We start from the raw sequence: 26,323 nt of genomic DNA, 5'->3' as shown, positions 1-26,323 counted from the left end.
ATCATTGTTCGGGTTTAGAAGTTTAGTACACTCTCAAGCTTTTTTATTTTTTAAATTTTATAGTGAGAACTTGTGCAAAATATATAATTTGTCTAAAAACTAGTCAATGCAACTTTACTATCTTAAATTAATACAAAGCAGAAGTATTATCTGATGTGAACCAAATATTTCCAGGGTAGAATAAAGATAAAGAAAAAGAAATAAAATTAATGGAGGTAAGTTATGGAAATTAAGACATTTGACGAAAGACTAAAACTTGGTAATGGAGATTATGACAGACTTGTAAACTCTAGAAAACCTAAGGGAATTGATGAAAAGAAAGCTTATATCATAGGTACAGGAATCGCTGGATTATCAACTGCTGGCTTTTTAATTAAAGACGCAAAAATGGATCCTTCAAAGATCGTGTTTTTAGAAAAAGATGATATAGCTGGTGGAGCACTTGATGGTAAAGTTCTTCTAAACAGTGGCTATGTTGCAAGGGGTGGTCGTGAAACGGGTAACCGCTTTGAAACATTGTGGGATATTTTAAGTGTAATTCCTTCAAGAGAAAATCCTGAAATGTCAATTTTAGATGATCTATATTACACTAATCTTGACGATCCTAACTTCAGCAATTGTCGTATTACAAAAAACAATGGTCAACGCTATGATAATGGAAAATTTAATCTTTCAAAAGATGTAATTAAAGAAATTATTCATTTAATTTTGACACCAGATGAAAAATTACAAGGTATATCTGTTGAAGAAGTTTTATCTGATGAATTTTTAGAAAGTGATTTTTGGACATATTATAGAACGATGTTTGCCTTTGAAAATTGGCATTCAGTACTTGAATTAAAATTGTATATAAATCGTTTTATTCACTTAGTCGGTGGATTGCCTAACCTTTCAGCATTACAATTCACAAGATATGATCAATATGAATCTATTGTAGTACCTATGATGAAATGGTTAAAGGATAAGGGTGTTAAAACTGAATACAATTTTGAAGTTAGTGATATAGAATTTAATATTACAAAGGATAAAAAAGTTGCTACTAAAATTATCGCATCTGATTCAAAGACAGGTGAAGATAAGTCAATTTCACTTACAGAAAATGATCTTGTATTTGTAACTACAGGTTCTTTAGTAGAATCATCAGTTTATGGCAACAATAATAAGGCACCAAGCATTGACATTGATACAGAAGAAAGCTTTAAATTGTGGAAAAATATTGCTAAAAAATCTGATGATTTTGGACATCCAGAAGTTTTCACATCAGATATTGACAAAACAAATTGGGAATCAGCAACAGTAACTGTAAAGAGCAAAGAAATTTCATCTTATATTGAAAAAATAACTAAGAGAAGTCCTTACACGGGAAAAGTTGTAACTGGTGGAATTGTATCTGTACTTGATTCAAATTGGTTAATGAGTTGGACAATTAATCGTCAAGGACAATATATTGGACAACCAGAAGATGAAATAGCTGTTTGGGTATATGCACTCTTTACTGATAAAGAGGGAGATTATATTAAAAAACCTATGAAATTCTGTACTGGTGAAGAAATTGCAAAAGAATGGCTATACCATATTGGAGTACCTGAAAGCGACATTGATAGGCTTGCAAAAGAAACTTCAACTGTTCCTGTATTCATGCCATATATTACAGCACAATTTATGCCAAGAAGTTTTGGAGACAGACCTTATGTTGTTCCTAAAAATGCAGTCAACTTTGCTTTTCTAGGACAATTTGTTGAAACACTTGACAATCCAGGTCGTGATACAGTATTTACAACAGAATACTCTGCAAGATGTGCAATGGAAGCAGTGTATGTATTAACAGGTGTAGAAAAGAAAGTACCAGAGGTATTTGCATCAAGATATGATATTAGATATGTATTGGCAGGAGTAAGCGTATTAAATGATGGTGAAAAGCCAGAATTAGATCTACCTTTTGGTGCAGATGCGATTGTAGGAAAGAAAATTGCAGGCACAGAAATCGAAAAAATGCTTAAAGAATATAATTTGATTTAAAAGATAAATTAAAAATAAAAAAGAAAGAATGCCAGTTCTGAAAAGGACTGGTTTTCTTTATAATAGTCGCAATTTAATGTTGTCTAATTAGCACTTAAAAATGTAGATATTTATAAAGAATATTGATATGAAAAATTATAGCATCATATGAAAATTTATTGTTATATAGTTTTGAATTTTAAATTTTTGAAGTATGTATGAAGCAATAAATATTGTAAAAACATGACCTTAAATGGTATCATATAGAAGGTGATACTATGAAAAAGATAATACTTGCCTTGGCTTTGGGAGGACTTTTAATTTTCTCCGGTTGTGGCGATAAAAATGTTAATAATAAAAATTCAAATCAAAAAAACAATAATTCAATTTCTCAAGAAGTTAAAAAAGATGGAGAAAAACACGAACTGGAATTTTACGATACCTTTGATACTGTTATAAATATTGCAATTTTTTCTGATTCCGATGATTTTGCAAATGAAAATTTGGGATATGCAAAGGGAAGGTACGAAGAACTCCACAAACTTTTTGACAATTATAAAAATTATAATGGTATTGTAAATGTAAAAACTATTAATGACAACGCAGGTGTCAAGCCAGTCGCTGTAGATAAGACATTATTTAATCTTATAAAAAGCTCCATCGACGATTATAATAATATTTCTCACAAAACTAATATCGCCCTTGGGCCTGTAACCAAGCTTTGGAATGAGTACAGAGATCTTTATGAGTCTGGAAAGACTAAAGAAGAAGTTATAAAGCTAAAGGGAGAGGCAATTCCTAGCGATGAGGAGTTGGAAAAGCTACGTCCTTTCATAAAGGTAGAGAACATAAAACTAAATGAAGATACAAGAGAAGTCTATATTGACAAGGGTATGAAGCTTGATTTAGGTGCAACTGCCAAGGGATTTGCAACTGAGATTGTAGCAAAGGAACTTGAGGAAAGAGGAGTTAAGTCGGCGGTAATTTCTGCTGGTGGAAATGTTAGAATAATTGGAAAGCCAGTTGATGGTCGTGATAATTTTAAAATTGGGATTCAAAATCCTGATATGGAAAGTGAAAATTCAATTATTGCCGTTGTAAATGTAACTAACACTTCTATTGTAACTAGTGGCGATTATCAAAGATATTTTGATTTAGATGGCAAGAGATATTGTCACATAATAGACCCTGACACTTTAAAGCCCGCAACAGACTTGAAATCTGTAACTATTATTAAGGAAGATTCAGGACTTGCTGACTTTTTATCTACAGCTGCTTTTAATTCCACAGGTGAAGGTATAGAGTCTTTGTCAGAAAAAACTAATTCTGCAATTATCTGGGTGGATAAGGACATGAACTTAAAGATGACAGAAAATGCAGCTAAGTACATTGACCATTAGGAGTTATCATGAGAAATAACACTAGAGGTTTAATTTTTCACATCTTAATAATTTTTATAACTTTTGCCATGGCTGCTATAATTAATATAAGTAGCAGCGTGAGAAGTTTAGTTTATGGGAATATTTTTTTTAAATATATTTTAGTTGCCGCAATTTTGCTGTTATATTACAATTTTGGAAAACTGCTTTCAAAGAGAAATGCAAGGAGTATTGATTTTTTTGCAGGTAATTTAATATTCTTAATAGGATTAATTTTATTTGCCTTTGGTTTTTTAGGGCTTGGAAGAAAAATTTTTGAAGCTTCAGTTGGAGGGAGTTATTGGAAATTTCCTCTGGAATTCTTTTTGATGCCAGAAGTTTATGCTATTAAGGTATTGGGAATAAATTACAATGCCATAAGTCTTCTTATTGCTACGTTAATACCGAGTTTTATTTATGGAATCAGCATAAAAATTTCTAGAGCAAAGATGATTAAAAGAAATAGACTTAAAAACAGAAGAAAATAGGAGGATACATGAAAAATTCAATTTACAAATACGACAGTGAAGAGCTTTACAATCACGCTGTCAATAGATTAAGGGATTTTGGTGTTGAACTAATAGAAATTGCAAAGTTGGTACAGGAATTGCAGGGCGAATATATCGAGAATCTTGATCTTGATAGATGTCTTGACAGTGTAAAGAGTGTAATAAAAAAGAGGGATTCCGTTCATGCAATTCTAACTGGACTTGCCCTTGATGACTTGGCAAATGAAGGAAAATTACCGGAACCAATTCAATCAATAATTCACGACGACGAAGGATTATATGGAGTTGATGAGATATTAACTCTTGGAATTGTGAATATGTATGGCACAATTGGTCTTACAAACTTTGGCTATCTCGACAAGAAAAAAATTGGGATAATAAAAGAACTTGATGAAAAGAAAAAAGCGGAAAGAGTAACTACCTTTGCAGATGACTTGGTGGCAGCAATTGCTGCAGCTGCATCTGCAAGAATAGCACATCAAAATAGAAAATAATTATAAAATGCGGAAGGTTTTATTGTGATAATCGATGAGACCTTCTTTTTTTAGTTTAGAAAGTTCACGGGAGAGGGAGGAGCGGTTTAAATTTAAAAATTGTGCTAGTTCTGTTATGTTAAAGTCAATGGTAAAGTATTTTGAGTGACTTTTACGGGCTTGCGTTGACAAGAAATACAAAATTTTTGCACGAGAAGTGGGAAGGGTCAAAAGATTTAATTTGTCGCGCATAAATAAATTTTTGCCAGCAAGAATTTTTATTAAATTATCCTTAACTTTTTCCTTTGATTTTAAATTTTTACTTGAAAAAGAATTGTAGTCGAAGAAAATTATTTCTGTATCCATAGTTGTAACTACGGATAGCGGAATTTCCCTTACGCCCTTGATTAAAATTGACTCGGCAAAAAGTGCAGGCGCAGATAATTTTGATAAAATAGTTTTGTTGCCAAAGACATCGTCCATTTCTAGATCCACTTGTCCCTTTAATAGTATGCCAAAGTAATTTATGTGATCTCCCACGCTAAAGATAGTACTTTTATTTTTATAAACTTTTATATCTGAAAGATAATTTTTAACTTCATCAAGTTCTACTTCATTTAAATTGTTGAATAATTGTAGATTTGTAAGTATATTTGAAATTTCCATATAACACCTCATCTATATTTTAACATTAAAGGGATAATAATATTAAAAAAATCACATGATTATTGAAGAAGTAATTGTTAAATGTTAAACTATCTATATAGAAATCTTTAGGAGGATATATGAAAGTTACTATTTGCATGGGTGCTAGGTGCACTCTTATGGGAGCTAATGCTATATACGACGCAGTAGAGTACTTACAAGACCATTTGTGTGGGCCTGAGTCTGAACTTTGTTCTGCAGAAAATTTGGAAGTTGAATTTGCACATTGCTTAAATTATTGCAAGATTCACAACAACGAAGCATCGCCAGTTGTTATTGTAGATGACGAAATTATGCTAAAGGCTACCGCTCAGGAAGTTAGTGCAAAAATTATTGATAAATTAAGGATATAGTAAGGGGAAGAGATGAAAGAAACATATGGAACACTTGTCGATATCAGAAGAAAAGTTTTTGCTGAAGTTGCAAGAATTGCATATAATGATATAGATATTTCCGCCCTAGAAGAGTCCAGCTACAAAATTGTGCCTGGCGAAGTGGCGAGATATAGAAGTGATATTTTTAGAGAAAGAGCAGTTGTTGACGAGAGACTTAGGCTAGCTATGGGTCTAGATGTTAGAAAAATTGGCGTATTTAAAAATGTAACTGATGGTTTTGACAAAGTAGACATAGACACAAATGCTTATGAAAAACCTCTTATAAATGTAATAAAATTTGGTTGTGAAGCTTGTCCAACTAAGGCATATTACACTACGGATAATTGTAGAAAATGCCTTGCACATCCATGCATAAATGTATGTCCAGTAAATGCAATTTCTATGGGAAAGGACAGAACTATAATTGACAAGGACAAGTGCGTTAAGTGCGGCAGATGTCAAGATGCCTGTCCATATTCTGCAATTGTAAAGTACGAAAGACCATGTGCAGCAGCCTGTGGTGTAAATGCAATTGATTCAGATGAATATGGAAGAGCTGAAATAGATCAAGATAAATGTGTTGCATGTGGAAGGTGTATTGCGGAATGTCCCTTTGGAGCAATTTCTGACAAGACACAAATTTTCCAATTGATAAAGGCAATAAAAGCTGGCAAAAAAGTTTATGGAGCTATTGCACCTTCATACATAGGACAATTTGGTGCGAATACAAGTGCAAAACAAATAATAGAAGCAATAAAATTACTTGGTTTTGAAGATGTAGTAGAAGTTGCTCTTGGAGCGGATTTAACAACTCTTCATGAAGCAAAGGAATATCTCGAAAGGGTGCCTGAAGATATACCATTTATGGGTACAAGTTGTTGCTTTTCATGGACGCTTATGATAAAAAATGAATTTCCAGAATTTTTTGATCAAGTTTCTGACTCAGGTTCGCCAATGAGGTACACGGCAAATCATATAAAGGCAAAGGATCCCGATGCAGTAGTAGTATTTATTGGACCTTGCACTTCGAAAAAATTAGAGGCAATTGATACAAAAGTAAAATCCGATGTTGACTTTGTAATAACTTTTGAAGAACTTATGGGAATGTTTGTAGCAAAAAATATTGAACCATCAGAAATAAAAGTTGAAGAAAAGGTTGAAGATGGTTCAGCACTTGGGCGAGGGTATCCAATTGCAGGTGGCGTTGCCGAATCTGTAAAAGTTGTCGCAGAAAAAATTGCTCCAGACAGGGATATTCATATTCAAGGAGCACACACACTTTCTGAATGTATGAAGATGCTAAAAATTGCAAAGGCTGGAAAGTTAGATGGATATTTACTAGAAGGTATGGCATGCCCTGGCGGATGTATCGCAGGTGTGGGGACTATTGCATCCGTAAATAGAGTTAAAAAGCAAATTGAAAAATTCAAAAAAGAATCAATTTATCAAACTCCTTTAGAAAATGTAAATATAGAAAAAGAGAGAGAAAATATATAGGAATTTAAGTATTTAATTTTACAAACTATCTAATCCAAAAGCTTGTAAAAATAAATAAAAAAATCCACCATAAATATTGACAAACTAGGCTACGTAGTCTAAAATATAGGTCATGTTTAAAAAGCCCCGGAATAATTTTTTAAACTATTTAGGAGGAAAATTCATTGAAAAGCTACATGGCTAAAGCAAATGAAGTTGAAAGAAAATGGTATGTAATTGATGCAGAAGGCAAAGTCCTTGGTAGATTAGCATCTGAAATTGCAAGCGTACTAAGAGGAAAGAGAAAACCTATCTTTACACCACATGTGGACTGTGGGGACTTTGTAATTGTAATTAATGCGGACAAAGTTGTATTGACAGGAAATAAATTAAATCAAAAAATTCACGCATATCACACAGGATATCCAGGCGGAAGAAAAGAAATTGTCTATTCTGAAATGATTAAAAAAAGACCAGAGAGAGTTATTGAACTGGCTGTTAAGGGAATGCTTCCTAAAAACAGACTTGGTAGAAAGATGATCAAGAAACTTAAGGTTTATGCTGGAAGCGAACATCCACACGAAGCGCAAACACCTGAAGTATACGAATTTTAATTGGAGGTAAGAATGGATACTATACAATATAGAGGTACTGGAAGAAGAAAAAAATCCATCGCCCAAGTTAGACTTCTACCTGGCAATGGAAAATTTACAATTAATGGAAGAGATATTGAAGAATACTTTGATTTTGAAACTCTAAGAACAGTTGCAAAAGAACCCCTTGAACTTACTGATACAGAAGGATCTTTTGATGTAATTGTTAAAGTAATCGGTGGCGGTTACTCAGGACAAGCAGGTGCTATAAGACATGGTGTTGCAAGAGCACTTCTTGAAGTTGATCCTGAATACAGATCAGTTCTTAAAAAAGCAGGTTTCTTAACAAGAGATCCGAGAATGAAGGAAAGAAAGAAATACGGTCTTAAAAAAGCAAGACGTTCTCCACAATTCTCAAAAAGATAATTTTATATTATTTTACAAAAGCCTTGGAAACAGGGCTTTTTTGTTTGCTCTAATTTAGGCTCTATGTCAAATTTTGGGAGGCTCTATAGTATCTGTTGGGTGTAAAAACTCTAATAGATATTATGGAGCTTATTTTAAATATAGTAGTTAATTATTTAATTGCAAAAGAAGAAAAGGCAAGGATAGAAAACAACAAGTTGATGTGTGCTTTAACTTTATAGGTAATATTCAACTAAATAAAAATGAAAAGAATTAAAGAACACTAATTAAAATCTTTGACTTTTCCAAAAGAATAGGGTAAATTAAACTTAACCAAAAAAAGAAGGCTAAAGAATGAGAAATAGAATTGAAGAATATAGAAAACCATTAGGTTTATCACAACATAGGCTAGGTAAGAAAATTGGAATATCAAGAATAAGTATAAATAAGATAGAAACAGAAAAAACAATACCAAGTCTAAAAACTGCAAATGATATAGCAAATGCTTTAGGGATTTGTATGTATCAGATTTTTGATTTGGACGGAGAAGAAACATATAAGTGTCATAGTCATAATTGTTGTTAAAAATTATATGACTACATCAAGAAAAAGAGAAGTGGAATTTATGAACTATAATAATCCTCAAAGGTATAAAAACGGAGATTCATTACTTTTCGATGTGGAGTTTAAAAATTTATAAAAATAAAATCGAAAGTGAGGAAAAGAAAATGTTAAAGAAAAAGTTATTTGCTACAGGGTTAGCGACTATATGATGGCAGGGTTGATGATGGTACCAACTAATAATGTATTTGCACAAGAAGGAAAATATGTTGATGAAAAAGATATAATTGTTATTGAGTCAAGTGAATTGGAACATCCAACGATAGAAGAAAATATTAAACCTAGCTTTGTAAATGATTTTAGAAATAGAAAAAAGAATGTTAGAACTTATAACGAATGGTCTCCTTTTAAAAGGGTTTCCGACAATATTCAAACAGGGAATGCAGGAGGTTCTATATCATCGAATATATCAGTTACATTTGGATGTAGTTTTTCTGGAAACATTAGTGGATTAAATATATCTACAAATGGTTCAGTTAGTAGTTCAATAGGGTATACATTAAATGTGGACAAGAATAAGAGAGTTTATATGGGTTACAGAGTGTACTATAAAGTTGAAACAGGTATAAATGAGTATTACGATATTGTTACCGGAAAAGTAATCAGATCAGATAGTTATACTGTAAAAACTCCACAATACGGGGAGTATAAGCTTATAAATTATTAAGTAATTGCTTTTTAAAATGGAGAATATTTTATGAAATTAAGTTCAACTTCCTATATTATAGCAAAAATAATTTTTATTATAGTAGCAATCTATTTGTTTTTGAATCCTGAAGTATTCGTTACAAAAGGATATCAATTATCTGTTGATGGAGCTGTTATTTGTAGAGGTATATCTCTTATATGTGCAATAAATATGGCTTCTAATTTGTTAGATAATATTTATAAAAGATAAGACTTTTAATATAATAGGAAAATAATTATAGGGTTTATTTAAAATGGAGTTATCTCTAGGGTGACTCCATTTTTGATTTTAAAAACAGTGAAGTGCCAGAAGGATATACAAGAGTGACATTTGACGCAACAGAAAAGGGAACAATAGACGGAACAAATAGATACAAGGTATTAGATATCCTAACAGGAACAACATGGAATAACGAAAAAGTAATAAAAGCAATTCCAGCAAAAGCTATCGGCAAAGATGCAACAAAAGAATTTAAAAAATGGGATAGCACAGTTCCAACAGTTGGCGAAGTAGTATCACAAGAATTTGTTGCAATTTACAAAGCAAAAACAGTGCCACCAGTAAAACCAGCAAATCCCGAAATAGTAAGACCAGTAAACCCATCAACACCATCAACGCCTAGCACAAGTCTTGATGACGAGATAGATGTTACTAATAAAAAATCTATCCTTCCAATTAACGAAGATAAAGGTACAGGCGTAATTATTAAGAACACTGACAATATAAAAGTTGTTGTAAAAGATGAAGATGGCAAGGATATCATCTGGAATGGAACTACAAAAGAAGTTGTCATAACAAGAGAAATTGCTAAATAATATTAGCGACAATTAAAAAAGGAACTGAGCTTAATGCTTGGTTCCTTTTTTAATAGGCTCTATGTCAAATATTGGGGAGACTCGTTAATTCGAGTCTCTCTTTCCATTAAAAAATCAATACTTAGGCGCTATTAGAATATCAAAACTAAAATAACTAAAAAATTACTAAAAATAGGTATAGCAAACAAAACCCCTAGGGGTTTTGCAAAATTTTCCCATTTTCATATCATTACTTACAAGCAAACATGATTCTCTTTCTAAACAAATTGAAATTTTTCATACCAAAACAATTTCTTTTTAAAGTCTTTATCTTAGTATGAGTACCTTCAAGTGGACCATTAGACCAAGGATAATCAAAAGAATTACATATCTCATCAAACCAGTTATTAAAAGCAGTGATACAAGATTTAAATTCTTTTAAATCAGATTCTTCAGCTCTTCTTATCCATTCCCTTAAAGATTTAGATGCTCTAACTCTATTGGGTTGACTTAGAACATATTGGTAAAACAGTTCCTTTAACCTATATGCTAACTTCAAATCGTTGTTTAAATCAAGCATTAAAGAAACTTCTTTAGCTTGTTCAGTTGTTAAATTAGAAGCAGGTTTTGTAAGTAGACTCCTACTTCTCTTAAAATACTTTCTAAGCTTAGAAGAAATATCTTTTTGAATCCTCTTTCTAACATTCTCTAAAGCCCATGAAACTTGTCTTATGAAGTGATACCTATCAACAATATGGATAGAAGTTTTAAAGAACCTATTCTTAACAGACTTAAAGGTATTGGACATATCACTTACAAAAAACTTAACTTCTTGTCTCTCCTTGTTAGGAACTTTTTTAAAGTATTTAAACAAAAAGTTCTTATCCCTAGTAGGCAAAATATCAATGACAGAGTGCTTATCACCATTAAGAAGAGAAGTTTGATACTTAATATTTCCACTATCACCTTTAAACTCATCTATACACAATACACTTGAAAGTTTTGCTCTTGAAACATATAAACAATGTAAAATTCTCAAAACAGTATTAGAAGAAACATTATACCTACTAGCAATAGAAGAGCTAGAATGAAGTTCATTAAATTCAGCAACAATAGCAAAAACAAGCCTATAAGTCATAGTGTGACCCTTAGCAATAAAATCAAGTTCTCTTTCAAAACGACAACCACAAGACTTACAATCATACCTAGTCTTCTTTAAATGAATAAGACATTTCTTACCATGAATATGAGTATCCTTAATCTTTTGAATCCTATGATCATGAACCCAAATCTTTGTAGAACCACAGTGAGGACAAGTATCCATCTTTGTAACAGAAGCATAAATGTGAACAAATTCCTTATCCTCACAAAAACTATCAAAAATTACATCTTTAAAACCCAACAAATTCATGTTATTATTATTTTGCACTTATATGCACCTCCTAACAAAGTTTGTTGTTATTTTAAGTTTAGGACTAAATGCGTATAAGTGCAATTTTTTTTACATAAAAATATCTGTTAGAGATTTACTCCCCAACAGATATTATAGAGCCTTTTAATATAATGATAATTTTAATGCTTGAGAGTAAAATTCCTAATAGATAAAAAGGACATTTAATAATGTATGCAAAAATTTTTTATTATATCATTGTAAAGGCGATGATTTTTCAGAAATTATTTTAAGCAAATTAATTTTAAACTCTTTTAGTTTTGGAGTAGATAATAATTTAGACTTGAAAATTCAAAATAAAAAATTGAACTTTGGATACTTATTGCAAGTTTAGGGAAATTCAGATTTTTATTTGCTGATTCTACACTTTAATTCATATTTGATGTATAATATGTAAAACTAAAGGGAGGATATTATGAAGAAGTTCAAAAGAATTTTAGTGGCAAATCGTGGTGAAATTGCAATTAGAATATTTAGGGCTGCTAGAGAATTGGGGATTCGCTCAGTTGCAATATATTCTGAAGAAGACAAGCTTGCACTTTTTAGGACTAAGGCTGATGAATCTTATCTAATTGGCAAGGGAAAGTCGCCCCTTGATGCCTATCTCGACATCGATGAGATAATTAGTCTTGCAAAGAAAAAGGGCGTAGATGCAATTCACCCAGGATATGGATTTTTGTCTGAAAATCCTGAATTTGCTAGAAAATGTGAAGAAGAAGGAATTACTTTTATAGGTCCAAGATCAGAAGTAATGGAAAAGCTTGGCGACAAGATAACCTCAAAAATTGTTGCAAAAAAAGCGAAAGTTGCAACTATTCCTGGTATTGAAAGGCCAATAAAAAATGAGGAAGAGGCAATTTTGTTTGCAAAGTCTTGCGGCTACCCTGTAATGATAAAAGCTGCTGCTGGTGGTGGCGGTAGAGGAATGAGAATTGCTGAAAGTGAAGATGAGCTCTTGGAAAAATTTGAATCTGCAAAGGATGAGGCGAAAAAAGCTTTTGGTGACGATTCGATGTTTATAGAAAAATATCTTCACAAGCCAAAACATATTGAAGTGCAAATTTTAGGCGATGAATATGGAAATATTGTCCACCTTTATGAAAGGGACTGTTCAATTCAAAGACGACATCAAAAAGTAATTGAGTACACTCCAGCTTTTTCGCTACCGAAGGTGCTTAGGGAAGAAATTTGTGAAGATGCCCTAAAAATTGCTAGATCAATTGGTTATTCTAACGCAGGTACTGTGGAATTTTTAGTGGATTCAAAGGGAGATCACTTCTTTATAGAAGTCAATCCAAGAATTCAAGTTGAACATACTGTTACAGAGATGTGCACGGACATCGACATTGTGCAGTCGCAAATTTTAATAGCCATGGGATACAGGCTTGACAGCGAAGAAATTGGAATAAAGGGACAAGATTCAATTGAACACAGAGGCTTTTCTATTCAATGTCGTGTTACAACGGAAGATCCGCTAAATAATTTTATGCCAGACACGGGACAAATTAACTTATATAGATCATCATCTGGGTTTGGAGTAAGACTTGATGGCGGCAATGGGTTTACTGGTGCAGTAATTTCTCCTTATTACGATTCACTTCTTGTAAAAGTCATTACTGAAGCAAGGACTTGGAAGGATGCAATTAGAAAGGCAAAGAGATCCTTATCTGAGTTAAAAGTTGGCGGAGTAAAGACAAATATTGGATTTTTGTTAAATGTTTTAAATACAAAGGAGTTTCAAGAGGGAATTTGTGATACAGGTTTTATCGAAGAGCATCCAGAACTTTTTGAAATAAAATCCTCAAAGGACAAAGAACTAAGGCTTATGAAGATTATTGGCGAAAGAGTTGTAAATGACAACAAAACTTTGGAAAAGAATTTTGATGTGCCACAAGTTCCAGAATTTGAAAAGAAAAATTTTGAAGGCTACAAGCAAATTTTTGACAAGCTTGGTGGGGACAAATTAAAGGAACATATTTTAAAGGAGAAAAAACTTCTTCTCACTGATACAACTATGCGTGATGCTCATCAATCGCTTATGGCGACTAGAATGAGGACTATTGACCTTGTGAAGATTGCTGAGGCACTAAACTACAACATGGACAAATTATTTTCTGTGGAAATGTGGGGCGGAGCAACTTTTGATGTTGCATACAGATTTTTGCACGAAGATCCATGGGAAAGATTAAAAATTCTCCGTGAAAAGATGCCAAATATGCTTTTACAAATGCTAATTCGTGGCAACAACACTGTTGGATACAAAAATTATCCTGACAATGTAGTAGTTAAATTTATAAAGCAATCTTCAAAAATGGAATTGATCTATTTAGAATTTTTGATTCCCTTAATTGGCTACCGGGTATGCAACTTTCTATTGATGAAGTTCTTAAAAATGGGAAAATTGCAGAGGCAACTATGTGCTATACAGGCGATATTTTAGATGAATATAGAGACAAGTATTCTATAAAATATTATGTGGACTTTGCGAAGAAACTTGAAAAAACTGGTGCACATATAATTGGAATAAAGGATATGTCAGGACTACTAAAGCCTTATGCAGCTAAGAAGTTGATAAAAAATTTGAAAGAAGAAATTGGACTGCCAATTCATCTTCACACTCACGACACTACTGGAAATGGGGTTGCAACAATTTTACAAGCAACAGAAGCTGGCGTCGACATCGTAGACACTGCGGTAAACTCCATGAGTGGACTTACTTCACAACCTGCGCTAAATTCTGTTGTAGCTGCTCTTAAAAATACAGACAGAGATACAGAAATTGACCTAGATAAAGCTGAAGATATTTCAAAATATTGGGCAGCAGTAAGACCTGTCTATGAAAATTTTGAATCTGATTTAAAATCTGGAACTACAGAAATTTATAAATATGAAATTCCTGGTGGACAATATTCAAACTTAAAACCGCAAGTTGAAAGTTTTGGGCTTGGTCACAAATTTAAAGATGTAAAGGAAATGTATAAGCGTGTAAATGAAATGGTAGGCGACATTGTAAAGGTTACTCCTTCGTCAAAAATGGTAGGCGACTTTGCAATTTTCATGGTACAAAATGATCTTACTCCAGAAAATATTTTGGAAAAGGGCAAAAACCTAGACTATCCAGATTCTGTAATGACTTATTTTAGAGGAATGATGGGTCAACCTTATGGTGGTTTTCCAGAAAAACTACAAAAGATGATATTAAAGGGAGAAACGCCAATTACAGTTCGCCCTGGTGAGCTTTTGGAAGATGAAGACTTTGATAAAATCAAAAAGCATTTAGAAGAAAAGGGAATAGAGCCAAGGGAAGAAGATTTAATTTCTTCTGCACTTTATCCAAAGGTATTTGACGATTATATCGACTATATAAAAGAAAATGGCGAAGTTACAAAAATTGGTTCAGATGTATTTTTCCACGGACTAATGGAAGGTGAAAGTACAGAAATTTCCATTGAAGAGGGCAAAACTTTAATCGTAACATTAATTGAAGTTGGAAAACTTTTGGACAACGGCACTAGAAATTTAACTTTTGAAATAAATGGCTCAAGGAGAACTATTAATATCAAGGACGAAACTGTTAAGGACAAAGAAAATTTTGGAGAAGAAAAAATTTATGCCGATCCAAAAAATGAAAGGGAAGTTGGATCTTCTATTCCAGGTAAAATTGTAAAAGTCTTGGTAAAAGAAGGCGATGAAATTAAAAAGGGCGACAAACTATTTATCGCAGAAGCCATGAAGATGGAAACTAATATTGTTGCCAATATCCATGGGAAAGTAGCCAATGTTTTTGTAAAAGAGGGCGACATGGTGGAAAGTGGAGAACTACTTTTGTCCTTTGAATAAAAAATTTCTTCTTGGGTAATTAAAAAAAAGGATTAGTTTATTTAATGTACAAAGGAAGTGTAAAATGAAGAAACTATATAGATCTAGGGATGATGCGATACTCGCAGGGGTATGCGGTGGTATAGCGAAATATTTAGGGATTGATTCGACAATCGTAAGAATTATTGCCTTCTTATTAATTGTGCCAGGTGGACTTAGCATTTGGGTTTATATTGCACTTGCAATTATTATTCCACCGGAACCTCATGGAAATATAATTGATGAGAGTTATGGGGAGAAATTTAGCGAACCAAAGACGGATTCTTATGAAAAAAATTACAGAAACACCTATGAAGAACAAAAGAAAAAATCTGATGAAGATTTTTATTAAGAGAGACCTGATAGACCTTCGGGTCTCTTTTTATTTTTGCAAAATACTCTTAGTTTTATTTTAAAAAGTTTTTATAATAGCATATTATATTAAAGTCTGTGTTAATATCTGTATTTATTTCTGTATTTATTTCTGTATTTATTTCTGTATTTAATCGCAAATTATTGATACAATAATCACGAGGTGTTTTAATTGATTACTCTTGAAGGAATTGTGGAGAGAATTATTTTTAGAAATGAAGAAAATGGATACACTGTTGCAAAAATAAATTCAACAGATGGAGATCTTGTAATAGTTGGTTCTGCTACTATTTTAAAAACAAATTTAAAATATAAATTCACGGGAGATTTTACATATCACAACAAATATGGAGAGCAGTTTGCCTTTATAGAAATGGAAGAAATTATGCCAGAAGGCGAAGCTGCAATAATAAATTATCTTTCAAGTTCAATGATACCTCATGTCGGTGAAAAAATGGCAGAGCGAATTGTAAATAAATTTAAGGATGAAACCTTGGACGTAATAGAAAAGAATCCTGAAAGACTTTTGTCTGTTGAGGGAATTGGAAAGAAAAAATATAAGGACATAAAGGAAGCGCTAGATAGACAATATGCAATGCGCAAAATTTTCCTATACTTTTCTAAGTATAATCTGCCGGCAGCCATAATTTTAAAAATTTACAAGGAATATGGCGACGAATCCATAGAAATTGTCATGAGAAATCCCTATGACTTAATCGGAAGAGTTAGGGGCATTGGATTTAAAAAGGCTGACGAAATTGCAGAGAGTATTGGTGTAAAAAAGGATTCTGATTTTAGAAAGATTGCAGGGTTAAAGTACGCCCTCATGCTTGCAAATAGAGATGGACACACTTATTTGCCGCTAGATAAATTAATTAGAGCTTCAGAAAATATTTTAGGTTTAAAGTTTGAAAATACAGACGAAATTGCGAAGACATTAACTCTTGAGAAAAACTTTTTCGTGGAAAGAGATGGCGAAAATTACAACTGTTATATTGCGAGATATCTTGCCGCAGAAAATTATGTTGCGGGAAAATTAAAGGACTTAAATATTTCCTTTGAAGAAGAAATTGACATAGATAAAAAAATTATTGAGACAGAGAGGTTTAGAGAAATTGAACTTTCGAAGACGCAAAGAAAGGCCGTTAAAGAGGCTATAAATAGAGGAGTTTTTGTAATAACTGGTGGGCCTGGAACAGGCAAGACCACGACTCTAAAAGTGTTAATCGACATCTTTGAATCCATGGGCAAAGTCATTAAACTTGCAGCTCCAACGGGACGTGCAGCAAAGAGAATGAAGGAACAGACAGGACGAGATGCTTTTACTATTCACAAGCTACTTGAAATTGGATTTGCAGGAGACATAGGATTTTCAAATATTGAAGAGCTTGAGTGCGATGTTCTAATCCTCGATGAAGTGTCCATGGTTGATATTATTTTAATGGAAACTTTGTTAAAATCAATTGAGAGTCCCACTAGACTTATTTTAGTTGGCGACAAGGATCAACTTCCATCTGTTGGCGCAGGAAATGTTTTATCGGATATTTTAAAATCTGGAATAATAGAATCTGTGAATTTAGAGGAAATTTTTAGACAATCAGAAAAATCAATGATAGTAAAAAATGCTCACTTAATAAATAAGGGCGAGATGCCAATTTTAAATGAGGGCGACTTTTTTATGATTTCTGAAAGAGGAGAGATGAAGGGTCTGGAAATTATTAAGGACCTAGTAAAGACTAGACTTCCAAATTATTTTAATGTAAGCGAGGCAGATATACAGGTTTTAACTCCAACTAAAAAGGGAAGTCATGGTACAATTAATTTAAATAAAGTGCTCCAAGATCACTTGAACAATAATGAAGAATTTATAGAAATTCTCGGAAAAAAATTCAAGGTTGGCGATAGAGTTCTTCAGACAAAAAACAATTATGAACTTGAGTCAAGGGTAGAAAATGAGTTTTATCAAGATAGACAAAAGGGAGTTTTTAATGGAGATTTAGGTTATATTTCGAAAATTGACAAGGAAAACAAAAAAGTTACAGTAATTTTTGACGATGTGAGAAGTGTGGAATATAATTCTGAAAATTTAGATGAACTGGCACCTGCCTATGCCATGACTATCCATAAATCTCAAGGAAGTGAGTTTCCAGTAGTTGTAATTCCACTTTATAGAGCAGCGCCAATGCTACTTACTAGGAATTTAATTTACACAGCAATTACTAGAGCATCAAAGGCGGTTGTCCTTGTGGGCATGAGTGAATATTTAGTAAAAATGATTGAAAACAATAGAACTGTGAAAAGATATTCCAATTTGGCAGAAAAACTGAGGAGACAAAATGAAATTATTGGAAAATAATTGTCCTATATGTGGGAAAATTGTAAGAAACTATGGGCTTTGCAGTGATTGTTTTGATTTAATCGATAAAGATCCAGTCTTTTACTATGACATCGATGGTTTAGAGAATTTAATTGTATCTTCAACTTATTCTGGGATAATGAGAAAGCTTATAATTGATTTTAAGTTTAAGGGGAAGCTGGCATATGGGGAAATTATTTCTGAAATTATGATAGAAAAGCTTTTGGAGAAAAATTTAAGTGGTGAAATCTTGACCTATGTACCCATGCATAGATATAGGGAAAGAGAAAGAGGATACAATCAATCAAAAATATTGGCAGAAGATATTGCAAGAAAGCTAGACTTAAAATGTGAGGGCGTCTTTGAAAAAGTAATAGATACAAAATTTCAAGTTGGTCTAAAGGGACATGAACGTGAAGAAAATTTAAAAGATTCCTTTAAAATTATAAAAATTCCAGAAGAGATCATCATTGTAGATGATGTAATCACAACGGGTTCTACAATAAGGGAACTTGCAAAAATTGCTAGAGCTTCGGGCATAAAAAAAGTGACTGCACTTATTGCAGCCACAGAAATTGTTTAATTATTAAAATTTTTAAATATTGAATCATGTCTTGGCCAATGATTTAACGATTTAAAGTATTTCATGGAGTAGATAGTGGAGTTTATCTCTGCACCAATTAAGATAATTATGGAAAGTAAATATAACCAAACCAAAAATATAATAATACCCCCAAGAGAGCCATAGGTTATGGAGTATTTTCCAAAATTTGTTACATAAAACCCAAATACAATGGAGGCTATTATTACACCAATTGTAGAAAAAATTGCACCTGGAAGCACGCCCTTAAAAGTAACCATATTTTCGCTGCTTTTAGATGGTGAAAATTTATATAGTAGGACAAAGGTAATTAGCATATATAAAATAGGTATTGTATTTTTTGCTATTCGCCACATTTTGTCAAAAAATTCATTTTTAATGCCGAGATACTTCATCACATTTACATAAATAATTTCACCAAAGATTTGAGTAAATATTAATAAAAAAAACATTGTAATAAGTGCAATTGTAAAAAACAATGCAAGAAGTCTTAATTTAATAAAACCTCTTTTTTCAGCAAAACCATAGGATAAATTTATAATATTTATTAGTTTAAAAACGGCAGTAGATGCAGTAAAAAGACCTACTACAAAGGAAATTGTGAAAAAAGAGCCTGAAGATGAATTTTGAATTTCAACTAAAAAATTTGATACAATATTTTGGACTTCAGTTGGCAAAACCTTTATAAGTGAAAAAATATAATCTGGGTTTAATAGCCCTGAAAAGTTAATCGCATTTATCAAAGAAATTAAAAAGGGAAAAATTGATAAAATTAAAAAATAAGAGAGACTTCCTCCGTAGGAAAAAGTGTCGTGATTTATTATTCTATATATTAATTTATCAAAAAAGATAAAGGTTTTTTTATTTTTGACTTTATCTATATAATTATTTAAGAATTTCATTAAACACCTCTTTTGTATTATATATTAATTTTTGTGTGATAACAATTCATTACATGATAAAATAGAGTAAAGGATGATGATTATGAATTATAACATATTAGTTTGCGATGATGAGAGAGACATCTTAAATGCAATAGAAATTTACTTAAAGGCAGAAGGTTACATAACCTTTACGGCGGAAGATGGAGCAACTGCTCTTGGAATCGTAGAAAAAAATGAAATACACCTTGCTATAATAGACATAATGATGCCGGTGATGGATGGCATTACACTTATTATGAAAATGCGTGAGATTACAAATATTCCAATTATTGTGCTTTCGGCTAAAAGCGAAGTTACAGATAAAATTGTTGGATTAAATGTAGGTGCAGATGATTATATAACTAAACCTTTTAATGCAGTGGAACTTACTGCAAGGGTAAATTCTCTAATAAGAAGATATTTTTCCCTTGGTGCATCAGAAATAAAGACGGGAGATTTAAAAATAGGTAGAGTTAGCATATATGATGAATCAAAGGAAGTCAGAGTTGAAGATGAAGTCGTAAGTTTAACTCCCTATGAGTACAAAATTTTATACCTATTGGCAAAAAATCCAGGAAGAGTTTTTTCTTCTAATGAAATTTACGAAAGGGTTTGGGAAGAAGAAGCAATTGACGTTAGAAAGATTATTTCAGTACATATTTCTCATCTTCGTGATAAGGTAGAGATAAATCCAAGAAAACCAGATTTAATTAAATCAGTATACGGCATGGGATATAAGATTGAGGCAAAATGATGTTTTCTGATATAAGAGAATATATTAAGGACATTTTTATAAATATTTCAGATAATTTTTTTGTAGAAAATATTTTTGCGTCTTGCGTAATTATTTTTGAACTTTTAAACATAAACAAACACTTCATTATCACTTGGATTGTCACGCTTTTAATTATAATTTTAAAAATTAAAAGAAAAAAACTTGTGGATACATGTTTCACATACAATCTTTTTAAATATAGACATTTTAAAAATTTCAGGCTCTTTGGCACCTTAAATGTGACATTATTTATTCTATACATTTTATTTTACAGTCTTTTAACAAAGGGAATAGTCCTTTTAAATGTCCTTCTCTTTATGATTCTCAGAGCAATTTTCACTGTGGAAATTCAGTTTGCACAAAATACTTTATCCATTGAACTTGTGGAATCAATACTCTATGGATATGATTTTGTAATCCCAGAGCCCTTCGAAAATGAATACTTGGAAAAAATCACAGTTTTAATGGAAGATTTCAAAAAGAGAGATAGAAAGAGATTGGAAGAAAACTTTAGGTCGGAGAAATTAAAGGTAGAACTCATCACAAATATTTCTCACGACTTGAAGACTCCCCTTACCTCTATAATAAATTATGCAGATCTTTTATCTAAGAAAGATGAATTTGATGATGAAGCAAAAAAATTTGTGAGCGTTTTAAAAAGAAACTCAACAAGACTTAAGGATTTAATTGGTGACTTAGTTTTTGCTTCAAAGACTAGCACTAGGAACATTTCTGTGGAAAAATCTTTAGTCGAACTTAATGAAATGATTTTACAAATTTATGGCGACTATGACTCACTTTTTAAGCAAAGGGATTTAGATTTTTTGTACAACTCTACAAGTGATGAAATTTTAGTTTATACAGATGTCAATCTATTTGTTAGAATTGTGGAAAATCTTTTGTCAAATGCCGCAAAACATTCAAAGCATGGGACAAAAGTTCTTGCGGGTGTAATTGAAAGAGAGTCCACAGTTGAATTTTATATAAAAAATATTATGAGCGAAAAATTAAATATGAATAGCGATGAACTTTTTGAAGAACTTCTAAAGGCAGATAGATCAAGACATTCTGAGGGTTCGGGTCTTGGCCTAAATATCGTCAAAAATCTTTCTGAAATACTTGGAGGCGATGTAAAAATTTCAATTCACGGTCAGTGGTTTGATGTGCACGTACTCCTTTTAAAGGATTCAGAGTGATTATATTTTATTGACAAAGGATAATTTTTGAAATAAAATAAAAAGAAACCACAGGTTTTTCATAATGGCAATTTTAATTAATTGCCATTTTTTTATTTTCAGAACTTTTATGGGGGAAATTATGATTGAAAAATTCGGTATAAAAAGTTTTAACAAAAAAAAGATGAAGGACTCACTTCCATACCCAATTTATTTAAAGTGGAAGGATGCACTTAGAAATGAAAAGGACTTGGACAGAGAAACGGCAGATGCCATTGCACATGCGATGAAGGACTGGGCACTTGCAAATGGAGCAACTCACTTTGCCCACTGGTTCTTGCCATTAAGTGGGCATACTGCAAAAAAACACGAGGCCTTCATTTCAAGGACATCTGATGGAGAACCAATAAACAGATTTTCTGGTAAGGAACTTGTAAAGGGAGAGCCTGATGCATCTTCTTTTCCAAGTGGAGGCATGAGGTCTACCTTTGAGGCAAGGGGCTATACTTATTGGGATCTTACTGCAAATTCTTTTATAATTGGAAATGTACTTTATATTCCAACTATTTTTATGTCATATAAGGGCGAAAAATTAGACAAGAGAGGGCCTCTCATTGACTCTACAAAAATTTTAAGCAATGAAGGCGTAAAAATTGTAAATTTATTTCACAAAGATGAGTACGCCTACAGAATGAGAGTAAAAGTTGGTCTTGAACAAGAGTTTTTCTTGGTGGATAAGGAAATTTATAAAAAGAGAAGCGACCTCAAAAATATTGGCAGGACTATTGTTGGAGCTCCTTCCCCAAAGGGACAAGAATTGTCCGATCATTATTTTGGCCAAATTCCCGCTAGAGTTGAAAAATTTTATAAAGAGGTGGACGAAAAACTTTACGAGCTTGGAATTTATTCTCAAGCAGAACACAATGAAGTTGCACCAAATCAATTTGAAATGGCAATTTTATTTGAAAATGTAAATGTTGCAATTGACGACAATCAACTTCTTATGAACATTTTAAAGGAAACGGCTTTAGAAAATAATTTAGTTTGCCTATTCCACGAAAAACCCTTTGCAACTGTAAATGGCTCTGGAAAACACAACAATTATTCCATTGTTACAAATTATGGATTAAATGTATTTGATCCAGGTGAAGATCCCTATAATAACAATATTTTCCTATTATTTGTAGCAGCACTTATAGAAGCAATTGACAAATATCAAAATCTTTTAAGAGTAAGTGCATCCTCAACTTCTAACGATTTTAGACTTGGCGCAGATGAAGCGCCACCTGCCATAGTTTCACTGTTTTTAGGAAGTGATTTAGAAGAACTTTTTAGAGATATAAAGGAAGAAATTGAATACAAAAAAGAAAATAAAAATATTTTTAGTGGCTATAATCTTTTAAGCGTCCCAAAGGATTCTAGCGACAGAAATAGAACTGCAGCTGTTGCCTTTACTGGAAATAAATTTGAATTTAGAATGCTTGGATCATCAAAGACTGGCTCTGATTTAAATATTGCATTAAATTGTGCCATTGCAGACTCTTTATCAAAAATTTATGAAAAACTTGAACCTTATAAAGATGATTACAATAAATTAAGAGAAGTTGTCCTTAAAACCATAAAGGAAATTATGGAGAAACACGACAGAGTTATTTGTGATGGAGACAATTATTCTGATGAGTGGAGAGAAGAAGCGAAGAGAAGAGGTCTTGCCAATCACAAGACTTATTTTGAAGCATTAGTTTCCCTAAAGGATTTTGACTTTACAGATATTTTTTTAAAAAGAGAAGTTTACACAGAAAAAGAAATAAAGGCAAGTTATGAAGTAAACTTAGAAGAAGTTGTGATTTACCACACTTTAGAGGCAAAGACTATGGTGTCCATGATTGAAAAGGACATTGTACCAATGGGGATTGCCGAGTTGAGAGATTTGTCAGAAGTTTTAAGTTTTAAGGATAATGAAATGCTTTCTGACAAGTATGCTAAAATAGATAGCATGATTACAAAGTTAATTAAATGTGAAAGGGAAATAGAAATTTTGCTCTCACATTCGAAGAAAATAGATGACATCTACGAAAAGGCGGAGTATGTTGAAAGAAATATTGCAACAAAGCTTCTTGCCACGAGGGAAGTTGCAGATAAAATGGAAAAATTGATTTCGAGAAAAAATATTACGCTGCCATCCTATGAAGATATTTTTAATTCATTAAGCTAGGAGGAATTATGACTAAATTTATATTTGTTACAGGTGGGGTTGTTTCAGGAATTGGCAAGGGGATTTCTGCTGCAAGTATTGGAAGACTTTTAAAGGACAGAGGACTTTCGGTATTTATGCAAAAGTTTGATCCCTATCTAAATGTGGATCCAGGGACTATGAGTCCATACCAGCACGGAGAAGTTTTTGTAACTAAGGATGGTGCTGAAACTGATTTAGACCTTGGACATTATGAAAGATTTATCGACGAAGAATTAACTAAGGGTGCGTCAATTACAACTGGGAAAGTTTATTCCACAGTTATAGAAAAGGAAAGACGTGGAGATTATGACGGAGCAACTGTTCAAGTAATTCCACACATAACAAATGAAATTAAAAATGCAGTATACAAAGCGGCAAAGGAATCAAAAGCCGATGTTGTAATTACAGAAATTGGAGGAACAGTTGGTGATATTGAATCCCTTCCATTTTTAGAAGCAATAAGACAAATTCACTCAGAAAACAATAAGTCCGATGTATTATTTGTGCATACAGTTCTTGTTCCCAACATTCCTGGTTCAGACGAACTTAAGACTAAACCAACTCAACATTCTTTCAAGGAACTTATGAGTAATGGAATAAAAACAGATGTAATAATCGTAAGATCAAATGGCATTGTTACAAAGGATCTTAGAGAGAAAATTTCTCTATTTTGTGATGTTCCAGTGGAAGCAGTTATCCAATCAACTAATGTAGATTTAATTTACGAAGTTCCACTAGTTTTCCATGAACAACATTTAGATGATTATATTTTAAAAGAACTTGAACTTGAAGACAGACCAACTTCAAAGGGCAAGTGGAGGGAAATGGTTAAAAGATTTAAAGACGTCAAGGGTGAGGTTAAAATTGGTCTTGTAGGGAAGTATGTAAGCCTTCACGATGCATATTTATCTGTTACACAAGCACTAACTGATGCAGGTTGTGAAAATGGATATAAAGTAAATATAAAGTGGATTAACTCCGAAGAAATTGAAAAAGATGTAAGTATATTAGAAGGACTTGACGGAATAATCGTGCCAGGAGGATTTGGTTCTCGTGGAACTGAAGGTATGATCATGGCAAGCAAGTACGCTCGTGAAAAAAACATACCCTACTTTGGCATTTGTTATGGAATGCAAATTGCATTAATAGATATTGCGAGAAATAAATTAGGACTTAAGGATGCAAACTCAACGGAAATAAATCCAGAAACTAATTATCCCATAATCGACCTTTTGGAAAATCAAAAAGATGTAAAAAATATTGGTGGAACATTGAGACTTGGAAATTACGACTGCACAATAGAAAAAAACACCTTAGTTTATGAACTTTATGGAGAAGAAAAAATAAAAGAAAGACATAGACATAGATATGAATTTAACAACGACTTTAGAGGAAAAGTTAGATCGGCTGGCGTTGTTTTCTCTGGTATAAATGAAGACAAAGATCTTGTAGAAATCATAGAACTTAAAGACAATGACTTCTTTGTAGCTTGTCAATTTCATCCGGAATTTAAATCAAGGCCAACAAAGGTTCATCCACTATTTAATGGCTTTGTAAAAGCAGCTATAAAAAATAAAAACTAATAAAAATCTCATCCATATAATATGTGGGTGAGATTTTTGCAAAATTTAAATAAAAAAAGTCCAAGATTTTTCTTGGAACTTTATAGAAACTTGTCCTTTAAATTATCCCAATAGGAATTATTTGAGAAGACGAGTTTTTTTATTGTCTTATTTGACAACCTAATATTTACTCTGTGTAAATTGTTGAAGAAATATTCTGATCCGTCAACTAAAAGCAAGTTTGAGTCCTTGTATCTCTTTTCAACAACTAGAGAAATTGTGTGAGAACCTGGCACGATTACAGAAGAGCCAAGAGAACGGTAGGCAGAAGAATTAACTGGAGATATAGGTGTCATTTGAAGAACGTGCAAACTTGGATATACTATAGCCCCTCCGCTAGAAAAGTTATAGGCAGTAGAGCCCGATGGAGTGGAAACTAGTACGCCATCTCCAGAAAACTTTTCCACATGATTTCTATCGATAAAAACATTCATATGAATAGTCTTTGAGTGAGTTGCCTTTAATACGACTTCATTAATTGAATAAAATTTGTAAACTTTATTTTTTGTGTAAATGTCTGAACGAATTAATTTTATGTCATCTATACTGTAATGGCCATTTTTATAGTCTTTTACAAACTTTTCGATTTCATCTGGTTTTATTTCTTGATAAAATCCAAGATGCCCTGTATTTATCCCGACAAAGGGCATCTCGGGAAAATCATTTTTATGAATTGCTTTTATAAAAGAACCATCGCCGCCAATGCAAATAGAAAGCAAGGCGTTTTTTTTGAAACCATTAAATGGTTCGTAGCCATATTTTGTTAAAACCTTGTGCAAATTCGTAGCAGTTTTTTTAGATTCAAAATTTGCATTTGTAAGTATATTTATAATTTTTGACAAGGTTAAACCCCCTTGATTTTTTTCTTTATTATTTATATTATAAACGAATAAAGTTCCCT

The 26,323-nt window shown here is 32.3% G+C and carries 24 protein-coding genes and 1 pseudogene; 21 read left to right on the top strand and 4 right to left on the bottom strand.

What is annotated here, in order from left to right:
* The first annotated feature begins 222 nt into the window (after positions 1–222).
* The 4 genes from BIV18_RS04755 to BIV18_RS04740 all read left to right on the top strand — a co-directional run bounded on the left by BIV18_RS04755 (position 223) and on the right by BIV18_RS04740 (position 4,419).
* Positions 223–2,019, top strand: a complete 1,797-nt coding sequence (locus BIV18_RS04755; protein ID WP_075659527.1) for an oleate hydratase — start codon at positions 223–225, stop codon at positions 2,017–2,019.
* Between the two features lie 257 nt (positions 2,020–2,276).
* Positions 2,277–3,398: an FAD:protein FMN transferase gene (locus tag BIV18_RS04750; protein WP_075659526.1), complete on the top strand. Its 1,122-nt coding sequence runs from the start codon at positions 2,277–2,279 to the stop codon at positions 3,396–3,398.
* A gap of 8 nt (positions 3,399–3,406) precedes the next feature.
* The gene (locus BIV18_RS04745; protein ID WP_075659525.1) at positions 3,407–3,904 is read left to right on the top strand and encodes a hypothetical protein; all 498 of its coding nucleotides are present in this window, start codon (positions 3,407–3,409) and stop codon (positions 3,902–3,904) included.
* Positions 3,905–3,912: 8 nt separating this feature from the next.
* Positions 3,913–4,419: a phosphatidylglycerophosphatase A family protein gene (locus tag BIV18_RS04740; protein ID WP_144015200.1), complete on the top strand. Its 507-nt coding sequence runs from the start codon at positions 3,913–3,915 to the stop codon at positions 4,417–4,419.
* On the opposite strand, the gene BIV18_RS04735 is transcribed toward BIV18_RS04740, so the two are convergent.
* Positions 4,420–5,064, bottom strand: coding sequence for a Crp/Fnr family transcriptional regulator (locus BIV18_RS04735; protein WP_075659524.1), 645 nt, complete (start codon positions 5,062–5,064; stop codon positions 4,420–4,422).
* A gap of 119 nt (positions 5,065–5,183) precedes the next feature.
* Here BIV18_RS04735 and BIV18_RS04730 point away from each other — a divergent pair, with 119 nt between their 5' ends.
* The 9 genes from BIV18_RS04730 to BIV18_RS04695 all read left to right on the top strand — a co-directional run bounded on the left by BIV18_RS04730 (position 5,184) and on the right by BIV18_RS04695 (position 10,075).
* Positions 5,184–5,456, top strand: a complete 273-nt coding sequence (locus BIV18_RS04730) for an NAD(P)H-dependent oxidoreductase subunit E (RefSeq protein ID WP_005957852.1) — start codon at positions 5,184–5,186, stop codon at positions 5,454–5,456.
* A 12-nt stretch (positions 5,457–5,468) separates the two neighbouring features.
* Positions 5,469–6,974 carry a 4Fe-4S dicluster domain-containing protein gene (locus BIV18_RS04725; RefSeq protein ID WP_075659523.1) on the top strand — a complete coding sequence of 502 codons (1,506 nt, stop codon included), beginning with the start codon at positions 5,469–5,471 and terminating at the stop codon, positions 6,972–6,974.
* A 164-nt stretch (positions 6,975–7,138) separates the two neighbouring features.
* Complete coding sequence (rplM, locus tag BIV18_RS04720) at positions 7,139–7,567, top strand: 50S ribosomal protein L13 (protein ID WP_075659522.1); 429 nt, start codon at positions 7,139–7,141, stop codon at positions 7,565–7,567.
* A gap of 12 nt (positions 7,568–7,579) precedes the next feature.
* A complete protein-coding gene (gene rpsI / locus BIV18_RS04715; protein ID WP_075659521.1) occupies positions 7,580–7,972 on the top strand; it encodes a 30S ribosomal protein S9 in 393 nt (130 codons plus the stop codon).
* A 95-nt stretch (positions 7,973–8,067) separates the two neighbouring features.
* Entirely contained in the window at positions 8,068–8,193 is a 126-nt protein-coding gene (locus BIV18_RS11220; RefSeq protein WP_268875143.1) for a hypothetical protein, read from the top strand.
* Positions 8,194–8,305: 112 nt separating this feature from the next.
* Entirely contained in the window at positions 8,306–8,536 is a 231-nt protein-coding gene (locus BIV18_RS04710) for a helix-turn-helix transcriptional regulator (protein ID WP_075659520.1), read from the top strand.
* Positions 8,537–8,735: 199 nt separating this feature from the next.
* Positions 8,736–9,239: a hypothetical protein gene (locus BIV18_RS04705; RefSeq protein ID WP_178385770.1), complete on the top strand. Its 504-nt coding sequence runs from the start codon at positions 8,736–8,738 to the stop codon at positions 9,237–9,239.
* Positions 9,240–9,269: 30 nt separating this feature from the next.
* On the top strand, positions 9,270–9,470 hold the full coding sequence (locus BIV18_RS04700; protein WP_075659518.1) for a hypothetical protein: 201 nt from the start codon (positions 9,270–9,272) through the stop codon (positions 9,468–9,470).
* Positions 9,471–9,562: 92 nt separating this feature from the next.
* Positions 9,563–10,075, top strand: coding sequence for a hypothetical protein (locus BIV18_RS04695; protein WP_075659517.1), 513 nt, complete (start codon positions 9,563–9,565; stop codon positions 10,073–10,075).
* Positions 10,076–10,304: 229 nt separating this feature from the next.
* On the opposite strand, the gene BIV18_RS04690 is transcribed toward BIV18_RS04695, so the two are convergent.
* Positions 10,305–11,465, bottom strand: coding sequence for an ISL3 family transposase (locus BIV18_RS04690; RefSeq protein WP_083635506.1), 1,161 nt, complete (start codon positions 11,463–11,465; stop codon positions 10,305–10,307).
* Between the two features lie 454 nt (positions 11,466–11,919).
* Here BIV18_RS04690 and BIV18_RS04685 point away from each other — a divergent pair.
* The 4 genes and pseudogenes from BIV18_RS04685 to BIV18_RS04670 all read left to right on the top strand — a co-directional run bounded on the left by BIV18_RS04685 (position 11,920) and on the right by BIV18_RS04670 (position 18,673).
* Positions 11,920–15,344: pseudogene (locus tag BIV18_RS04685) on the top strand (pyruvate carboxylase).
* A gap of 64 nt (positions 15,345–15,408) precedes the next feature.
* Positions 15,409–15,714, top strand: coding sequence for a PspC domain-containing protein (locus BIV18_RS04680; protein WP_075659516.1), 306 nt, complete (start codon positions 15,409–15,411; stop codon positions 15,712–15,714).
* 192 nt (positions 15,715–15,906) lie between these two features.
* On the top strand, positions 15,907–18,090 hold the full coding sequence (gene recD2 / locus BIV18_RS04675) for an SF1B family DNA helicase RecD2 (protein ID WP_075659515.1): 2,184 nt from the start codon (positions 15,907–15,909) through the stop codon (positions 18,088–18,090).
* A complete protein-coding gene (locus BIV18_RS04670; RefSeq protein WP_075659514.1) occupies positions 18,071–18,673 on the top strand; it encodes a ComF family protein in 603 nt (200 codons plus the stop codon). The genes recD2 and BIV18_RS04670 overlap by 20 nt, the downstream gene beginning before the upstream one ends.
* Here BIV18_RS04670 and BIV18_RS04665 read toward each other — a convergent pair.
* Positions 18,670–19,593: a YihY/virulence factor BrkB family protein gene (locus BIV18_RS04665; protein WP_075659513.1), complete on the bottom strand. Its 924-nt coding sequence runs from the start codon at positions 19,591–19,593 to the stop codon at positions 18,670–18,672. The two genes, BIV18_RS04670 and BIV18_RS04665, sit on opposite strands and share 4 nt — an antisense overlap.
* Before the next feature lie 82 nt (positions 19,594–19,675).
* Between BIV18_RS04665 and BIV18_RS04660 the strand changes: the two genes are divergently transcribed.
* The 4 genes from BIV18_RS04660 to BIV18_RS04645 all read left to right on the top strand — a co-directional run bounded on the left by BIV18_RS04660 (position 19,676) and on the right by BIV18_RS04645 (position 25,383).
* Positions 19,676–20,368, top strand: a complete 693-nt coding sequence (locus BIV18_RS04660) for a response regulator transcription factor (RefSeq protein ID WP_075659512.1) — start codon at positions 19,676–19,678, stop codon at positions 20,366–20,368.
* A gap of 260 nt (positions 20,369–20,628) precedes the next feature.
* Complete coding sequence (locus BIV18_RS04655; protein ID WP_235860784.1) at positions 20,629–21,585, top strand: sensor histidine kinase; 957 nt, start codon at positions 20,629–20,631, stop codon at positions 21,583–21,585.
* 121 nt (positions 21,586–21,706) lie between these two features.
* Positions 21,707–23,779: a glutamine synthetase III domain-containing protein gene (locus BIV18_RS04650; protein ID WP_075659510.1), complete on the top strand. Its 2,073-nt coding sequence runs from the start codon at positions 21,707–21,709 to the stop codon at positions 23,777–23,779.
* An 8-nt stretch (positions 23,780–23,787) separates the two neighbouring features.
* On the top strand, positions 23,788–25,383 hold the full coding sequence (locus BIV18_RS04645) for a CTP synthase (protein ID WP_075659509.1): 1,596 nt from the start codon (positions 23,788–23,790) through the stop codon (positions 25,381–25,383).
* Between the two features lie 80 nt (positions 25,384–25,463).
* Here BIV18_RS04645 and BIV18_RS04640 read toward each other — a convergent pair whose 3' ends face one another.
* Positions 25,464–26,264 carry an NAD(+)/NADH kinase gene (locus BIV18_RS04640; RefSeq protein ID WP_075659508.1) on the bottom strand — a complete coding sequence of 267 codons (801 nt, stop codon included), beginning with the start codon at positions 26,262–26,264 and terminating at the stop codon, positions 25,464–25,466.
* Positions 26,265–26,323 lie beyond the last annotated feature (59 nt).

The sequence above is a fragment of the Peptoniphilus grossensis genome (assembly GCF_001940285.1).
GTDB lineage: Bacteria > Bacillota > Clostridia > Tissierellales > Peptoniphilaceae > Peptoniphilus_A > Peptoniphilus_A faecalis.
Note: the sequence above shows the minus strand (reverse complement) of the source record. Positions and strands in the feature narration are given on the sequence as shown.

Coding starts and splice junctions, on each gene's coding strand:
- BIV18_RS04755 (WP_075659527.1), top strand. CDS start 223: ATGGAAATTAAGACATTTGACGAAAGACTAAAACTTGGTAATGGAGAT.
- BIV18_RS04750 (WP_075659526.1), top strand. CDS start 2,277: ATGAAAAAGATAATACTTGCCTTGGCTTTGGGAGGACTTTTAATTTTC.
- BIV18_RS04745 (WP_075659525.1), top strand. CDS start 3,407: ATGAGAAATAACACTAGAGGTTTAATTTTTCACATCTTAATAATTTTT.
- BIV18_RS04740 (WP_144015200.1), top strand. CDS start 3,913: ATGAAAAATTCAATTTACAAATACGACAGTGAAGAGCTTTACAATCAC.
- BIV18_RS04735 (WP_075659524.1), bottom strand. CDS start 5,064: ATGGAAATTTCAAATATACTTACAAATCTACAATTATTCAACAATTTA.
- BIV18_RS04730 (WP_005957852.1), top strand. CDS start 5,184: ATGAAAGTTACTATTTGCATGGGTGCTAGGTGCACTCTTATGGGAGCT.
- BIV18_RS04725 (WP_075659523.1), top strand. CDS start 5,469: ATGAAAGAAACATATGGAACACTTGTCGATATCAGAAGAAAAGTTTTT.
- rpsI (WP_075659521.1), top strand. CDS start 7,580: ATGGATACTATACAATATAGAGGTACTGGAAGAAGAAAAAAATCCATC.
- BIV18_RS04710 (WP_075659520.1), top strand. CDS start 8,306: ATGAGAAATAGAATTGAAGAATATAGAAAACCATTAGGTTTATCACAA.
- BIV18_RS04705 (WP_178385770.1), top strand. CDS start 8,736: ATGATGGTACCAACTAATAATGTATTTGCACAAGAAGGAAAATATGTT.
- BIV18_RS04700 (WP_075659518.1), top strand. CDS start 9,270: ATGAAATTAAGTTCAACTTCCTATATTATAGCAAAAATAATTTTTATT.
- BIV18_RS04690 (WP_083635506.1), bottom strand. CDS start 11,465: ATGAATTTGTTGGGTTTTAAAGATGTAATTTTTGATAGTTTTTGTGAG.
- BIV18_RS04680 (WP_075659516.1), top strand. CDS start 15,409: ATGAAGAAACTATATAGATCTAGGGATGATGCGATACTCGCAGGGGTA.
- BIV18_RS04670 (WP_075659514.1), top strand. CDS start 18,071: ATGAAATTATTGGAAAATAATTGTCCTATATGTGGGAAAATTGTAAGA.
- BIV18_RS04665 (WP_075659513.1), bottom strand. CDS start 19,593: ATGAAATTCTTAAATAATTATATAGATAAAGTCAAAAATAAAAAAACC.
- BIV18_RS04660 (WP_075659512.1), top strand. CDS start 19,676: ATGAATTATAACATATTAGTTTGCGATGATGAGAGAGACATCTTAAAT.
- BIV18_RS04650 (WP_075659510.1), top strand. CDS start 21,707: ATGATTGAAAAATTCGGTATAAAAAGTTTTAACAAAAAAAAGATGAAG.
- BIV18_RS04645 (WP_075659509.1), top strand. CDS start 23,788: ATGACTAAATTTATATTTGTTACAGGTGGGGTTGTTTCAGGAATTGGC.